The following is a 15,262-nucleotide window of genomic DNA, read 5'->3' as shown; positions in this document are numbered from 1 at the left end:
GCACAGCCGAGCAATGAGCGGCTTTGCGACATCGGGCGTCTCACAACGCTTCCCAGCCAGTCTTTTCAGGCCTTTGGGCCGGTTTGCGGATTCGGCTTGGCAGGTTGCGGTTCATGCCGCCGCGGCAGCGGCCAGTCCGCGCAGGATATCGGCCTTGAGGTCCTCGACATCCTCGAGCCCGATCTGCAGGCGGATGAGCGGGCCGTCATAGGGACCCTTCGCGACGATGCGGTCGCCGAGGAAGACCGGCACGGCAAGGCTTTCATAGCCGCCCCAGGAATAGCCGAGGCCGAAGATCCTCAGCGCATCGAGGAAGGCGTGCTGCTGTTTCTGGCCGCCGCCCTTGAGCACAATGGAAAAGATGCCGCTCGAGCCGGAAAAATCGCGCTTCCACACGGCATGGTCGGGGTGGCTGGGGAGCGCGGGGTGCAGCACGCGCGCCACGCCGGGTTGGCCTTCCAGCCAGGCGGCGATGGCAAGCGCGCTCTTTTGATGGTGATCCAGCCGCACGCCCATCGTGCGCAGGCCGCGCAGCACCTGGTAGACGTCGTCGGGGCCGGCGCAGCAGCCCATTGTGTAGAACGTCTCGCAAAGCTGCTTCCAGCAGTCCGCATTGGCCGACACCGTTCCCAACAGCACATCGGAATGGCCGGCGGGATATTTCGTCGCCGCATGGATCGAGATATCGACGCCGTGGTCGAGCGGGCGGAAATAGAGCGGCGTCGCCCAGGTGTTGTCCATCATGACGATGGCGCCGGCCGCATGCGCCGCCTTGACGATGGCCGGGACGTCCTGCACCTCGAAAGTGTTTGAGGCCGGCGATTCCGTGAACACGACCTTGGTGTTGGGCTTGATCAGCTTGGCGATGCCGGCGCCGGCATGCGGGTCGTAATACTCGACCTCGACGCCCAGCCGCTTCAGCATCGTGTCGGCGAAATTGCGGGTCGGATGATAGACGGAATCGACGATCAAAACGTGATCGCCCGCCGACAGGAAAGCCAGCAGCGGAATGGTCACCGCCGCCAGGCCCGACGGCACGATTATCGTGCCGGCCGAGCCTTCCAGAGCGTCGATCGCATGCGCCAGCGCGTCGGTGGTCGGCGTACCGCGCGTGCCGTAGGTGTATTTCTGGCTGCGCGCGGCCATCGTCGCGGCGTTGGGGTAGAGAACGGTCGAGGCATGCACGACCGGCGGATTGACGAAGCCGAAATAGTCGTGCGGGTTGTTGCCGGAATGGGCAAGCCGCGTGTTGATGCCCAGTTCGCTGCCGTCTGTCGCCATGGTTCGCCGCCTGTCAAAGGATGTAAGGAGATCAGCCATAAAGCGGTGGCAAAGCCCGCGCAACAGCCGTGGACCCGCCAAGCGGTGGGGTTTACATGGGCCAATCCATCGCGGTTCGCGCCTCCAACAAAGCATCGCTATAGTGACGGCGGAGTCTGTCGCGAGCTATAGACTTGTGCGGCTGCTTCCTTGACTGATTTGTTTGCACGGGTTGCCGATTTCCTGGTGCTCTTGTGCGCATTTCAGGCATTCGCGGCAATTGGTTTTCAAAGCTGTCGTGAATCGGTCATTTCCCTTGACCTCACAGGAATAATCGCCTTCGATGCAGTTCGTGAATGGGAGGAGCCGGGCGTCGGTTACGACGCGGGGTTCCGGGAATGAGCCGGATGGGAGCCGGGTTCACGCGGGAAAAAGATCAGGATTTGCCTGAGGATCAGGGTTTACCTGAAAAACAGAAAAGGGTCTGTGGGTTATGAAACACATTGCAATTGGCATTCTCGGCGCCGCTGCGCTTGGATGGATGGCTTCGGCCGCGTCGGCGACCACGCTCGGCGACGTCAAGGCGAAGGGCTTCATCCAGTGCGGTGTCTCGACTGGTCTGGCCGGTTTCTCGGCGCCTGACGACAAGGGCGACTGGAAAGGCATCGATGCTGATTTCTGCCGCGCTGTCGCGGCTGCCGTCTTCGGCGACGGCACCAAGGTCAAGTTCACCCCGCTTAGCGCCAAGGAGCGCTTCACCGCGCTGCAGTCGGGCGAGATCGATATCCTGTCGCGCAACACCACCTGGACCATCAATCGCGATACGGCGCTCGGCCTGAACTTCATCGGCGTCACCTACTATGACGGCCAGGGCTTCATGATCAACGCCAAGAAGCTGCCGGGCGTCAATTCCGCGCTGCAGCTTTCGGGCGCGGCGGTCTGCGTGCAGAGCGGCACCACGACCGAGCTCAACCTCGCCGACTACTTCAAGGCGAACAAGATGGAGTACAATCCGGTCGTCTTCGAAAAGCTGGAAGAGGTCAACGCCGCCTATGACGCCGGCCGCTGCGACGTCTACACCACCGACCAGTCGGGTCTCTACGGCATCCGCCTGACGCTGAGCGCGCCGGCCGATCATGTCGTGCTGCCCGAGATCATCTCCAAGGAGCCGCTCGGTCCGGCCGTGCGCCAGGGTGACGACCAATGGTACCACATCGTCAAGTGGACCTACTTCGCGCTGCTGCAGGCCGAGGAACTCGGCATCACCCAGGCCAATGTCGAGGAGCTGAAGACCTCGGATAATCCGGAGATCAAGCGCGTGCTCGGTCAGGAAGCCGAAACCAAGATCGGCACCGACCTCGGCGTGAGCAATGACTGGGTCGTCAACATCGTCAAGGCCGTGGGCAATTACGGCGAGATGTTCGAGCGCAATGTTGGCACCGGCAGCCCGCTGAAGATCGCGCGCGGCATCAATGCGCTGTGGACCAAGGGCGGCCTGCAATACGCGCCACCGATCCGCTGATCGAAATGTGATCCGGAAGGCAGATCGTCTGCCTTCCGGTTTCTCTTTCCAGGGATGGTCCAATGGCGTCGCAGGAAGTTATTCGCGAGGAGCCGAGCCGAGGTTCCTTCATCAACGATCCAAAAGTCCGCGGGATTTTTTTCCAGGCGGTGGTTGTCATCTTGCTGGTGGCGGGCGTCTGGTGGATCGTCCACAACGTTATCGAGAATCTGCAGCGCCTGCATATCGCTTCCGGTTTCGGCTTCCTGAAAAACCGCGCGGGGTTCGACATCCCAGTCAGGCCCATCGCTTATACTTCGGACTCGACCTATGGCGATGCCATTATTGTCGGGCTGATCAACACCCTCATCGTTGCCGGTGCCGGCATCATCACCGCGACCATCATCGGCTTTGTCGTCGGTATCGGCCGCTTGTCGCGAAACTGGCTGATTCGCAAGATCTGCACCGTTTATGTTGAGGTGTTCCGCAATATCCCGCCGCTGCTGGTGATCTTCTTCTGGTATTCAGGCGTGCTGGCGGTGCTGCCGGCGCCTCGCGACAGTTTCAATTTGCCGTTCGGCTCTTTCCTCAACCAGCGCGGCTTCTATTTTCCACGGGCTATCTGGGGCGAGGGCTCCTGGCTGATCTTCGTCGCTTTGCTTGTCGGCATCGCCATGGCGTGGTTCGTAGCCCGCACGGCGCGCCAGCGGCAAATGGCGACCGGCCAGCAATTTCCGGTGTTGTGGACTTCGCTGGCGCTGATCGTCGGCCTGCCATTGCTGGCCTACGCGCTGAGCGGCTTTCCGCTGAGCTTCGATTTTCCCAAACAATCGACCTTCAACCTGACCGGCGGCTTCCAGATCGGACCCGAGTTCCTGTCGCTCTATCTGGCGCTGTCATTCTACACGGCTTCCTTCATTGCCGAGATCGTGCGCGCCGGCATTCTCGGCGTCAGCAAGGGTCAGACCGAGGCGGCTGGCGCGCTGGGGCTGCGGCCGGGATCGATCCTGCGGCTTGTCGTCGTTCCTCAGGCCATGCGCATCGTCATCCCGCCGCTGACCAGTCAGTATCTCAATCTGACCAAGAACTCGTCGCTGGCCATTGCCATCGGCTACCCGGACCTGACGGCAATCGCCGGCACTGTGCTGAACCAGACCGGCCAGGCGGTCGAGGGCGTGCTGATCATGATGGTCGTCTACCTCATAATCAGCCTGGTGACCTCGGCAGTCATGAATGTGGTCAACGCCAGGATGGCGCTGGTGGAGAGGTAACGGCCATGCAGGAACATGATACCTCCTGGGTACGCACCGAAATGGCACTGGCGCAACAGGCGCCGGCAGGCGTGCGGGGGCCTTTGGCATGGGTTCGCAAGAACCTGGTCGGCTCGGTGGGCGACGTCATCCTGACTGTGCTGGCTATTGCGCTGGTGGTGATGATCGTGCCGCCCATCATCAACTGGGCCTTCATCAGCGCCCAATGGGTGGGGCCGGATCGCACGGTATGCGCCACGGCAGCGCAAGGTGGCATCCAGCCGGACGGCTGGTCCGGCGCCTGCTGGGCCTTCGTCAACGCCAAGTTCGGTCAGTTGATGCTTGGCCGTTATCCGATCGAAGAACGCTGGCGGCCGATCCTGGTCGCCATCCTGTTCGTGGTGCTGCTGGTGCCGCTGCTGATCCCACGCGTGCCGCGCAAAGGATTGAACGCCATTCTTCTGTTCCTGGTGCTGCCGATCGTCGCCTTCGTGCTGCTGGTTGGCGGTATGTTTGGCCTGCCCCATGTCGAGACGCAGCTGTGGGGTGGGTTGCTGGTGACGCTCAGCCTGTCCTTTGTCGGTATTGCCGTGTCGCTGCCGATGGGGATCGTGCTGGCGCTCGGCCGACGCTCCAAGATGCCGATCGTCAAGACGCTGTGCGTGATCTTCATCGAGTTCGTTCGCGGCATCCCGCTGATCACGGTTCTATTCTTCGCCAGCGTCATGCTGCCGCTGTTTCTGCCCGCGGGCGTTTCCTTCGACAAATACCTCAGGGCGTTGATCGGTGTGTCGTTGTTTGCCGCTGCCTACATGGCCGAAGTGATACGCGGTGGTCTGCAGGCGATCCCCAAGGGTCAGTACGAGGGCGCGGATTCACTTGGCCTCGGCTACTGGCAGAAGATGACGCTGATCGTACTGCCGCAAGCGCTGAAGCTGGTCATTCCCGGCATCGTCAACACCTTCATTGGCATGTTCAAGGACACCAGCCTGGTGATCATCATCTCGATGTTCGACCTGCTTGGCGTCGTCAAGCAGAACTTCGCGGACGCCAATTGGGCGACGCCGCAGACCGCGAGATCTGGCCTCATCTTCGCAGCCTTCGTCTTCTGGCTGTTCTGCTTCGGCATGTCGCGCTATTCGATGTACACAGAACGCCGGCTCGACACCGGCCACAAACGCTAAGAACAAAAAGGGGAACCTGCCATGGTCATAGAAAACGCCGTCAGCGCCGAAGAGATCAAGGTCGATGCGAAGAAGATGCACATCTCGACCACCGATGTCGCCATCGACATCATCGGCATGCACAAATGGTATGGCGAGTTCCATGTGCTGAAGGACATCAACCTGAAGGTGATGCGCGGCGAGCGCATCGTCATCTGCGGTCCTTCGGGTTCCGGCAAGTCTACCATGATCCGCTGCATCAACCGGCTGGAGGAACACCAGAAGGGCAAGATCATCGTCGATGGCAAGGAGCTGACCAACGATCTCAAAAAGATCGACGAGGTGCGCCGTGAGGTCGGCATGGTGTTCCAGCACTTCAACCTGTTCCCGCATCTGACCATCCTGGAGAACTGCACGCTGGCGCCGATCTGGGTGCGCAAGACGCCGAAGAAGCAGGCCGAGGAAATCGCCATGCACTTCCTCAAGCGCGTGAAAATCCCGGAACAGGCCAACAAATATCCGGGCCAATTGTCCGGCGGCCAGCAGCAGCGCGTGGCGATCGCCCGCTCGCTGTGCATGAACCCGCGCATCATGCTGTTCGATGAGCCGACTTCGGCGCTTGACCCTGAAATGATCAAGGAAGTGCTGGAGACGATGGTGGGCTTGGCCGAAGAAGGCATGACCATGCTGTGCGTCACCCACGAAATGGGCTTTGCTCGCAAGGTCGCCAACCGGGTGATCTTCATGGATCAGGGCCAGATCGTTGAACAGAACACGCCGGCCGAGTTCTTCGACCATCCGCGCCACGAGCGCACGAAGCTCTTCCTGTCGCAGATCCTGCACTGAGCATTTTCATCCAAACCAGAAGAGCCCGGCCGCAATGCGGCCGGGCTTTTTTGCTGTCTGGGGCCGGACGATGACGTCGGGAGACCGCAAAGCCGCCGCCGCATGAGAAGAGCCCTGCGTTTCCTGGCCATGCTGGTTGCCGCGCTCGTGCTTGCCACCACGCTCGGCACGCTGGTGCCGCGCCCGCTCTGGCCGGCATCAGCGGCGGGTGAGGGCACGCGCCATATTCTTGTGCTGAAGAATCCGATCCACACCGACATCGCCATACCGGTCGATGATGCCGTACGCCAACGCTTCCATTTCCTGGTCGATGCCGGCATCCCCGTGGATGCTCCTGAGGTGCGCTACATCGTCTTCGGCTGGGGTGGCCGCGCCTTCTATCTGGAGACACCGACCTGGTCTGAGCTGAAAGCAGTGCCTATGCTCGAGGCGCTGACGCTGGACGCCTCGGCCATGCATGTCGATATCGCCGCCGCCGTCGCCGAGCCGCATCCTGACGTCACCGGCTTCGACATCGATGAGCAGCGTTTTGCAGCATTGCTCGATTATATCGAAGCGAGCTTCCAGCAAGGGCCGAACGGTCCGCTCGTCATCGAGAATGCGGCCTATTCCCGCTTCGACCGCTTCTTCGAGGCGAACGGCCATTTCAATGCGCTGGTCGGTTGCAACACCTGGACGGCGGCGGGCCTGCGCACCGCCGGCCTGCGCACCGGCTGGTGGAACCCGCTGCCGGCCTCGCTCGGCCTGTCGATGCGGCTGTACAACTAGGCGAAGACGGCATCCCGGCGATGTCTAGCGCCGGATGATTTTCTGCGGCTCCCAGCCATAGAGCCAGTCGAGATCGGCCGCGAGCTTGTCGGGCGAGCGCATGGCCAGGAACAGATTGCGGGCGATCGCCACCGGACCGGCGGCATGCCAGGCTATGCGGTTGACGGAGCCGCGACCTGCGGCTTTGGCCACACGCGGCCGTCGCAGGTTTTCCCAGATATGAAGACTCCTCGCCGGATCGGCAGGGACGTCGGAGACGACGGCGGCGAGCGTAAACGCATCTTCGATCGCCATGGCCGCGCCTTGCGCCGCAAACGGCGTCATCGCATGCGCGGCGTCGCCAATCAGGGCGATGCCTTGCGGGCTTGTCCACCGCTGCTGGACGACTGTATGGATCGGAAAGGCCGTCCAGGGACCGGCCAGCGCCACAAGCCTGGCGAGGTCCGGCGCTGCGCCGCGCGTGGCGCCGTCGAGAACAGCTGGGTCGGCATGGCCCGACCAGCCTTCGGCTATGCGCTCGCCCTTGGTGAAGGCGGCGAGATTGAAGGCGCGGCCGTTGCTGACCGGATAGGCGACCATGTGGAAGCCGGGATGCAGGAACGTGGTGACGCAGTCGGCGGCGGCGATGGCGGTAAAGGCTTCTCCGGCGGCGCTCTCAGCCGCGACCGTTGCCCGCCAGGCGAGTTCACCCGAAAAACGGCTTTTGCCGAAGCCTGCGAGTTGCGCCCGGACCGACGACCAGACGCCGTCGGCGCCGACCAGGAGCCGGCCGCTTGCCTCGATCGCGCGGCCATCCGCTTCGGCGGTCACGGCAACATCTGACGCATTGACGGCGATGCTGTTGACGCGTGCACCCGTGACAAGCTCAATTCCCGGCCGATCAGCCACCTGCGCCAGCAGTGCCGCCTGCAGATCAGCGCGGTGGGCGACGAGATAGGGCGCCTGCCAGCGCGCTTCGGCGGCATGCCCAAGTGGCACCCGCGCCAGTTCGCGCAGCGTCCCGGCCTCCTTGAGCACCACCGCTTCCGGTCGCAAGGCCGCCGGTAGCAGGCGCTCAAGCACGCCGAGCTTTCGAAGAATGCGTGTTGCGTTGGGCGAAAGCTGGATGCCGGCGCCGGTGGCTTCGAGGCGCGACGCCTGTTCGAACAGCCTTACCGCATATCCGCGTTCGGCAAAGGCAAGGGCAGCCGTCAACCCGGCGACGCCGGCCCCGGCGATTATGACCTGCCGGGACCTGATGTCTTCCATCGGGCTTGCCGCGACAGGATCAGGCGGCGTGGTCGATGTAAATGCAGCCGGCCGGCACCGTTTCCGTCGCCTTCAGCTTCGCCGAATAGCGGTAGAGCGTCGAGCAATACGGGCAGACCTTTTCATTGTCGTCGCCCATGTCGAGGAAGACATGCGGATGATCGAAGGGCGGGTTGGCGCCGGTGCACATGAATTCCCTGACACCGATGTCGATCGCCGGATGGCCGGCATCGTTCTGGAAATGGGGAATGGAACCGCCTGCCATCGTCGTCTCCTTAACGCAGTCTCGTCTGCATCTGGATCATAACAGCTCTCTTTGCAAGATCGATGAAATGAAACTGTCGCAAAAGGCTGGCAGAGGATAAGTTGAGCCGGTTAAGCGCATGACCCCGGAAGCCGAGCGATTCCGCGACGGATCACGCGTCACAAAGGCATGTTAGAGCGTCCATGACCATTCCGGCATGTGCGGCGCTCCAAAAGGAACGGTTGCGGGCAGGAAACCATGAACGAACTAAAGCCGGTGCAGAGCGAATTCATCAATGTCGAGGTGGCAAGCCCCGAGGGCGGCAATCCCGACCGCTTCGTCAACCGCGAATTCTCCTGGCTGCAGTTCAACCGGCGCGTTCTCGAGGAATCGCAGAACGAACACCACCCGCTGCTCGAACGGGTCCGTTTCCTGTCGATCTCGGCCGCCAATCTCGATGAATTCTTCATGGTCCGCGTCGCCGGTCTTGCCGGCCAGGTGCGCGAAGGCATCGCGCTCAAGAGCCCCGACGGGCGCACGCCCGAGCAGCAGCTCGAACAGCTTTTGCGCGAGGTTGAGCGGCTGCAGGAGGACCAGCAGAACAGCCTGTCGGCGCTGATGCTGCTGCTCAACAAGGAAGGTATTGAGAGCATCACCCGCGATGCACTGACCAAGGATGAGAAGGTCTGGCTGGAAGATCATTTCCAGGATCAGGTCTTCCCGGTCCTGACCCCGCTGTCGATCGACCCGGCGCATCCGTTTCCGTTCATTCCCAACCTCGGCTTCTCCATGGCGCTGCAATTGCGCCATCGCAAGAATGGCGAGGAGATGAGTGCGCTTCTGCGCCTGCCGGTGGCGCTGAAGCGCTTCATCCGTCTGCCGGACCGCAAGCAGCATGTTCGCTTCATTCCGCTCGAGGAGGCGGTCGGCCTCTATATCGGCAAGCTGTTCCCCGGATACGAGGTCAAGGGCTCCGGCACCTTCCGCATCATCCGGGACAGCGATATCGAGGTCGAGGAGGAGTCGGAGGATCTTGTGCGCCTGTTCGAGACGGCGCTGAAGCGCCGTCGCCGCGGTTCGGTCATCCGCATCGAATTCGACAAGTCGATGCCCGGCGAATTGCGCGAGTTCGTTGCCGGCGAGCTTGGCGTCTCTTCGAGCCGCATCAGCGTTCTGACCGGCCCGCTGGCGCTCAGCCAGATTTCGGAAATCGTCTCCGTGCCGCGCGACGACCTCAAATTCAGGCCCTACAATCCGCGCTTTCCCGAGCGAATCCGCGAACATGGCGGCGATTGTTTCGCGGCCATCCGCGAGAAGGACATCGTCGTCCACCACCCCTACGAATCCTTCGACGTGGTGGTGCAGTTCCTGCGCCAGGCGATGGCCGACCCGGAAGTGGTGGCAATCAAGCAGACACTCTATCGCACCTCCAACGACAGCCCGATCGTGCGTGCGCTGGTCGATGCGGCCGAGGCCGGCAAGTCGGTGACCGCTCTGGTCGAGCTCAAGGCGCGCTTCGACGAGGAAGCCAACATCCGCTGGGCGCGCGATCTCGAGCGCGCCGGCGTCCAGGTCGTGTTCGGCTTCCTCGAGTTGAAGACCCATGCGAAAATGTCGCTGGTGGTGCGGCGCGAGGACGGCAAGCTGCGCAACTATGTGCATCTGGGCACCGGCAATTACCATCCGGTGACCGCGCGCATCTACACCGACCTGTCCTTCTTCACCACCGATCCGACGATCGCGCGCGATGTCGCGCAGCTGTTCAACTTCATCACCGGCTATGCCGAGCCGACCGATGAGATGCGGATCGCCATCTCGCCGTTTACCCTGCGCAGCCGCATCCTGAAGCACATCACCGACGAGATCGGCCATGCGCTGGCCGGCCGGCCGGCGCGCATCTGGATGAAGATGAACGCGCTGGTCGATCCGAACATCATCGACGCGCTCTATGACGCCAGCCGCGCCGGCGTCGAGATCGACCTCGTCGTGCGAGGCATTTGCTGCCTTAGGCCGCAGGTGCCGGGCCTGTCGGAAAACATCAGGGTCAAGTCGATCGTCGGCCGCTTCCTCGAACACAGCCGCATCTACTGCTTCGGCAATGGCCATGGCCTGCCCTCGGACGAGGCGATCGTCTACATCTCCTCGGCCGATCTGATGCCGCGCAATCTCGACCGCCGCGTCGAGACCATGGTGCCGATCACCAATCCAACTGTGCATGAACAGATACTTGGCCAGATCATGCTGGGCAACATCATGGACAACCAGCAAAGTTTCGACGTATTGGCTGACGGAACCTCCCGGCGCGTGGCGCTGGAGGAGGGTGAGGAACCGTTCAACGCGCAGGAATATTTCATGACCAATCCTAGCCTGTCCGGACGGGGCGATGCGCTGAAGTCGCATGCGCCCAAGCGCATCGCGCAGTTCAAACGCCGCAAGAAAAACGCTGCAGCGTCCGGCTGATGATTTCAACTTCCCAGGGCCGGCTGCAGGATCGCCGACCGCTGTCCATCATCGACATCGGCTCGAACTCGATCCGCCTTGTCATCTATGAAGGGCTGGCGCGCTCGCCGACCCTGTTGTTCAACGAAAAGATGCTGGCCGGCCTCGGTCGCGGCATTGTGTCGACCGGCAAGCTCGATCCCGAGGGCGTGACCCGCTCGATGGAAGAGTTCCGCCGCTTCCGCGCGCTGTCCAACCAGGCCGGTGCCGAGCACATGTATGTGCTGGCGACCGCCGCTGCCCGCGAGGCGATCAACGGCCCCGATTTCATCCACCGCGCCGAGGATGTGCTCAAGACCGAGATCCGCGTGCTGACTGGCCGGGAGGAGGCGCATTATTCGGCGCTCGGCGTCATCTCCGGCTTCCACCCGGCCAACGGCATTGCCGGCGACCTTGGCGGCGGCAGCCTGGAGCTCATCGACATCAATGGCGAGGCGATCGGCGACGGCATCACGCTGCCGCTGGGCGGCCTACGGCTGCAGGACATGGCAAAGAATTCGCTCGCCCAGGCGGCCAAGATCACGCGCGAGCAACTGGCGCGAGCCAAGCTTCTGAAGGGCGGGCAGGGCAGGCCCTTCTATACCGTCGGCGGCACCTGGCGAAACCTCGCCCGGTTGCACATGGAAATGAGCAACTATCCGCTCGGTGTCATGCATCACTACGAGATCTCGACCGAAAGTGCTTTGAGTTTCCTCAAGCAGGTGGCGCGGCCCGAGATCGAGAAGGTCCGCGGTATCGAGGGGGTCTCCAAGAATCGCCGCTCGCTGCTGCCCTATGGCGCGGTCGTGCTGCAGGAGATCATGGCGGCGATGCAGCCGTCGAAGATCATCGTCTCGGCGCTTGGCGTGCGCGAAGGGTTCCTTTATTCGCTGCTCGACCAGGCCGAGCAGAAGGCCGATCCGCTGGTCTCCGCCTCGGAGGAACTGGCCCGGCTGCGCTCGCGTTCCGTCACCCATGCGCATGAGCTTGTTGAATGGACGGGCAAGACCTTTGCCGCCTTCGGCATCGACGAGACCGAGGATGAGGCGCGCTACCGCCACGCCGCCTGTCTGCTGGCCGATATAGGCTGGCGCGCACACCCGGAATATCGCGGCAAGCAGTCGCTCAACATCATCGCCCACGCCTCCTTCATCGGCGTCGACCATCCCGGCCGTGCCTTCCTGGCGCTGGTCAGCCTGTTCCGCCATGAGGGTGTGTTCAACGATGCCGCGCCGGAAATTCGTGGGCTGGCGACGCCGCGCTATCTCGAGCGCGCCCGCATCCTGGCGGCGGTGCTGCGCGTCGTCTACCTGCTGACCGCGGCCATGCCCGGCGTGATGCCGCAGCTGAAATGGGAAAACCGCGGCAATGGCACGCTGGCGCTGGTGCTGCCGGCTTCGCTCTCGGACCTCTACGGCGAGCGCCCGGCCGGCCGTCTGGCGCAGCTGGCGCGGATCACCAACCGCCGGCTGGTGCTGGCGGTTGAGGGTGGGCCGAGCGTGTCAGTGAAGTAGTCCAGACGCGCTCAGCCGCGGCCTGCAGCGATCCGCCCATCGATCGACCAGGCGCCGGCACCAGCCATGGCCAGCGCCAGGAAGCCGCCGGCGATGGCAATGTCCTTCATCAGCATCTGCTGGTGCATGAAGGCGAGCATAGGATCGTCGCCGCCCTGGCCGTAATGGCCGATGGTGCCCGCGACGATGCAGAAGGCGGCAAGCAGCAGGGCCACGACCGGCGTCTGAAAGCCGACCAGGATCAACAGCCCGGCGATCAGCTCGAACAGCCCTGTGCCCCAGGCGGCAAGCGTCGGCAGCGGCATGCCGAGGCCGGCGAAATAGCCTGATGTGCCGGCAATGTCGGCAAGTGCATGGTAACCGGACGGGATGAACAGCGCGGCGAGCAACAGCCGGGAAAGCAGGAGCAGTGCGTCGCGAGGCATGGTCGTCTCCGTTGTCTGTCCGCCGGCTGTTCTGCCACCGATCCTAGCAGGGATGGGACGCGGACGCGCGCTTAGACAGATAACGAAAAAGCGGCGCGGAAAATTCCGCGCCGCTTTTTTTCAGGCTTGGGAGGGGAAAAGCTCAGCCGCGCCTGGCGTCGATCGAGTAGGCGCCCGGGCCAGAGGAAGCCAGCAGAAGGAAACCGCCGGTGATGGCGACGTTCTTCAGGAAATGGATCATCTGATTCTGGTCGGCCCAGCCGGTATGGGCCACAAGAGCCGTTGCGATGGTGAAGATGGCGAGCACCCAGGCGGCGATGCGGGTCTGGAAACCAACGAGGATGGCAATGCCGCCGAGCAATTCGATCAGGCCGACGACGATGGCCGTTACGGTCGGCACCGGCAGACCCATGGCGCCGAAGTAGCCGGCGGTGCCGGAAATGGCGGTGAGCTTGCCGAAGCCGGAAAGCAGGAAGATGGCGGCAAGCAGGATGCGGCCGAGCAGGATGGTGGTGGAACTGTTGGACGCGGTGCTGGCGCCGGCAGTGGAAGTGTTGATGGACATTGTGGCTCTCCGAAAAGGGTTGATGCCCCGTCAGATAGACCAAGCCGACTGTTCACCAAAGCCACCAGACCGGCGACACATTGTTCACAGAGCTTACATTTCCGTGATCGGACGAAGGGCGCAAAATTCGTGTCGGATCAGCCTTTGACGGCAGTAAATTTTCCCGCCGTCAAATTCTCTGATGGCTACGCAATTTCCCAGGGAATCGCGACGCGACTGGAACTGCTTATCCCGGATGCGTCATATCCTCGGGCCGCACCAGCCGGTCATAGTCGGCGGCGCTGACCAGCCCGGTGGCCAGCGCTTCCTCGCGCAAGGTCGTGCCTTTCTTGTGCGCGGTCTTCGCGATCTTGGCGGCATTGTCGTAGCCGATGGTCGGGGCGAGTGCGGTCACAAGCATCAACGAGCGGTCGAGTGCCGCCTTGATGTTGTCTTCGCGCGCTTCAATGCCGACGACGCAATTGTCGGTGAAGGAAATCGAGGCATCGGAGAGCAGCTGCACCGACTGCAGGAAATTGTAGGCCATCAGCGGGTTGTAGACATTGAGCTCGAAATGACCCTGGCTGCCGGCGAAGGTCAGCGAGGCATTGTTGCCGAACACCTGCACGCAGACCTGCGTCATCGCCTCGCACTGCGTCGGGTTGACCTTGCCCGGCATGATCGAGGAGCCAGGCTCATTTTCCGGCAGCGACAGTTCGCCAAGGCCCGAGCGCGGGCCAGAACCGAGGAAGCGGATGTCGTTGGCGATCTTGAAGAGCGCCGCGGCGGCGGCGTTGATGGCGCCATGCGAGAACACCATGGAATCATGCGCGGCAAGCGCCTCGAACTTGTTTGGCGCGGTGACGAAGGCGATGCCGGTGATGGCGGCGATGCGGTCTGCCACCTTTTCAGCAAAACCCACCGGTGCGTTAAGGCCGGTGCCGACCGCGGTGCCGCCCTGGGCCAGTTCCTGCAGGCCGGGCAGCGTCATTTCGATGCGCTTGATCGAGGAGGCGACCTGCGCGGCATAGCCCGAAAACTCCTGGCCAAGCGTGAGGGGCGTGGCGTCCTGCGTATGGGTGCGGCCGATCTTGATGATGTGGGCGAAGGCCTTGGTCTTGGCCTCGAGCGCGGCGTGCAGATGCTTCAGCGCCGGCAACAGGTCATGCACGATGCGCTCGGCGCAGGCGATATGCATGGCCGTCGGATAGGTGTCGTTCGACGACTGGCTCATATTGACGTGGTCGTTGGGATGCACCGGCTTCTTCGAGCCCATGACGCCACCCAGAAGTTCGATCGCCCGGTTGGAGATCACCTCGTTGGCATTCATGTTGGACTGCGTGCCCGAGCCGGTCTGCCAGACCACGAGCGGGAAATGGTCGTTGAGCTTGCCGTCGATGACCTCTTGCGCCGCCTCTATGATCGCCTTGCCGATGGCCGGATCGAGCCGCTTCAGCTCCATATTGGCTTCCGCCGCCGCCCGCTTGACGATGCCCAGCGCACGCACGATCGAGGCCGGCTGCTTTTCCAAGCCGATCTTGAAATTGCCGAGGGAACGCTGCGCCTGCGCGCCCCAATAGCGGTCGGCGGCGACCTCGATGGGGCCGAACGTGTCGGTTTCGGTTCTGGTCTTGGCAGCGGTCACTTGTCTCTCCGACGATCGAATTTGGCAACGGCGTATCGCGTTGCACAAATCGCTTCAAGCGAAGATTGCGAAGGGCGAGGATGCGAATCGGTTGAAGGGCGCAGCTAATCTCCCCCTCGAGGGGGAGATGTCGCCAAAGGCGACAGAGGGGATCGGTACGTCCTGATGCGACCTTCTATTATCGACAGAGGAGGCTAGCGCTCCGTGCGCGGCGACCCCCTCTGGCCTGCCGGCCATCTCCCCCTCGATGGGCCTGTTGCACAGTTACGGGAGAAAGGCGTGCGGAGCGGTTTGACCGTGATGTCTCGCTCGGCTTTGCCTTTTGGGGTGGAGTTTGATGGTGGCGGTGAGGCCCTCAGGCCGACGCAGGGCGCAC

14 protein-coding genes are annotated in these 15,262 nt (G+C 62.7%); 8 read left to right on the top strand and 6 right to left on the bottom strand.

Going from position 1 to position 15,262, the window contains the following annotated elements; translation table 11 throughout:
* Nucleotides 1-111: 111 nt before the first annotated feature.
* The gene (locus tag JQK88_RS28930; RefSeq protein ID WP_192251438.1) at nucleotides 112-1,281 is read right to left on the bottom strand and encodes a cystathionine beta-lyase; all 1,170 of its coding nucleotides are present in this window, start codon (nucleotides 1,279-1,281) and stop codon (nucleotides 112-114) included.
* A 189-nt stretch (nucleotides 1,282-1,470) separates the two neighbouring features.
* On the opposite strand from JQK88_RS28930, the gene JQK88_RS28925 reads away from it, so the two are divergent.
* The 6 genes from JQK88_RS28925 to JQK88_RS28900 all read left to right on the top strand — a co-directional run bounded on the left by JQK88_RS28925 (nucleotide 1,471) and on the right by JQK88_RS28900 (nucleotide 6,788).
* The gene (locus JQK88_RS28925; protein WP_162712180.1) at nucleotides 1,471-1,662 is read left to right on the top strand and encodes a hypothetical protein; all 192 of its coding nucleotides are present in this window, start codon (nucleotides 1,471-1,473) and stop codon (nucleotides 1,660-1,662) included.
* Between the two features lie 91 nt (nucleotides 1,663-1,753).
* Nucleotides 1,754-2,782: an amino acid ABC transporter substrate-binding protein gene (locus JQK88_RS28920; RefSeq protein WP_192251435.1), complete on the top strand. Its 1,029-nt coding sequence runs from the start codon at nucleotides 1,754-1,756 to the stop codon at nucleotides 2,780-2,782.
* Nucleotides 2,783-2,844: 62 nt separating this feature from the next.
* Nucleotides 2,845-4,032 carry an amino acid ABC transporter permease gene (locus tag JQK88_RS28915; protein WP_192251432.1) on the top strand — a complete coding sequence of 396 codons (1,188 nt, stop codon included), beginning with the start codon at nucleotides 2,845-2,847 and terminating at the stop codon, nucleotides 4,030-4,032.
* 5 nt (nucleotides 4,033-4,037) lie between these two features.
* Nucleotides 4,038-5,195, top strand: a complete 1,158-nt coding sequence (locus tag JQK88_RS28910) for an amino acid ABC transporter permease (protein ID WP_192251429.1) — start codon at nucleotides 4,038-4,040, stop codon at nucleotides 5,193-5,195.
* A 21-nt stretch (nucleotides 5,196-5,216) separates the two neighbouring features.
* The gene (locus JQK88_RS28905; protein WP_023671483.1) at nucleotides 5,217-6,020 is read left to right on the top strand and encodes an amino acid ABC transporter ATP-binding protein; all 804 of its coding nucleotides are present in this window, start codon (nucleotides 5,217-5,219) and stop codon (nucleotides 6,018-6,020) included.
* 102 nt (nucleotides 6,021-6,122) lie between these two features.
* Nucleotides 6,123-6,788 (top strand): TIGR02117 family protein, encoded by a 666-nt coding sequence (locus tag JQK88_RS28900; RefSeq protein WP_192251426.1) that lies wholly within the window; start codon nucleotides 6,123-6,125, stop codon nucleotides 6,786-6,788.
* A gap of 24 nt (nucleotides 6,789-6,812) precedes the next feature.
* On the opposite strand, the gene JQK88_RS28895 is transcribed toward JQK88_RS28900, so the two are convergent.
* The gene (locus JQK88_RS28895; RefSeq protein ID WP_203280213.1) at nucleotides 6,813-8,036 is read right to left on the bottom strand and encodes an FAD-dependent monooxygenase; all 1,224 of its coding nucleotides are present in this window, start codon (nucleotides 8,034-8,036) and stop codon (nucleotides 6,813-6,815) included.
* Nucleotides 8,037-8,055: 19 nt separating this feature from the next.
* Nucleotides 8,056-8,301 (bottom strand): zinc-finger domain-containing protein, encoded by a 246-nt coding sequence (locus tag JQK88_RS28890; RefSeq protein ID WP_203280212.1) that lies wholly within the window; start codon nucleotides 8,299-8,301, stop codon nucleotides 8,056-8,058.
* 237 nt (nucleotides 8,302-8,538) lie between these two features.
* Here JQK88_RS28890 and JQK88_RS28885 point away from each other — a divergent pair, with 237 nt between their 5' ends.
* Nucleotides 8,539-10,740 (top strand): RNA degradosome polyphosphate kinase, encoded by a 2,202-nt coding sequence (locus tag JQK88_RS28885; RefSeq protein WP_192251417.1) that lies wholly within the window; start codon nucleotides 8,539-8,541, stop codon nucleotides 10,738-10,740.
* Entirely contained in the window at nucleotides 10,740-12,272 is a 1,533-nt protein-coding gene (ppx, locus tag JQK88_RS28880; protein WP_192251414.1) for an exopolyphosphatase, read from the top strand. The genes JQK88_RS28885 and ppx overlap by 1 nt, the downstream gene beginning before the upstream one ends.
* 11 nt (nucleotides 12,273-12,283) lie before the next feature.
* Here ppx and JQK88_RS28875 read toward each other — a convergent pair whose 3' ends face one another.
* The 3 genes from JQK88_RS28875 to fumC all read right to left on the bottom strand — a co-directional run bounded on the left by JQK88_RS28875 (nucleotide 12,284) and on the right by fumC (nucleotide 14,886).
* A complete protein-coding gene (locus tag JQK88_RS28875; protein ID WP_192251411.1) occupies nucleotides 12,284-12,697 on the bottom strand; it encodes a DoxX family protein in 414 nt (137 codons plus the stop codon).
* A gap of 142 nt (nucleotides 12,698-12,839) precedes the next feature.
* Nucleotides 12,840-13,262, bottom strand: a complete 423-nt coding sequence (locus JQK88_RS28870) for a DoxX family protein (RefSeq protein ID WP_192251407.1) — start codon at nucleotides 13,260-13,262, stop codon at nucleotides 12,840-12,842.
* Nucleotides 13,263-13,488: 226 nt separating this feature from the next.
* The gene (fumC, locus tag JQK88_RS28865) at nucleotides 13,489-14,886 is read right to left on the bottom strand and encodes a class II fumarate hydratase (protein WP_192251403.1); all 1,398 of its coding nucleotides are present in this window, start codon (nucleotides 14,884-14,886) and stop codon (nucleotides 13,489-13,491) included.
* Nucleotides 14,887-15,262 lie beyond the last annotated feature (376 nt).

The organism is Mesorhizobium caraganae (genome assembly GCF_016836705.1).
Lineage (GTDB): Bacteria > Pseudomonadota > Alphaproteobacteria > Rhizobiales > Rhizobiaceae > Mesorhizobium > Mesorhizobium caraganae.
This window is presented reverse-complemented; position numbering and strand designations above follow the sequence as displayed.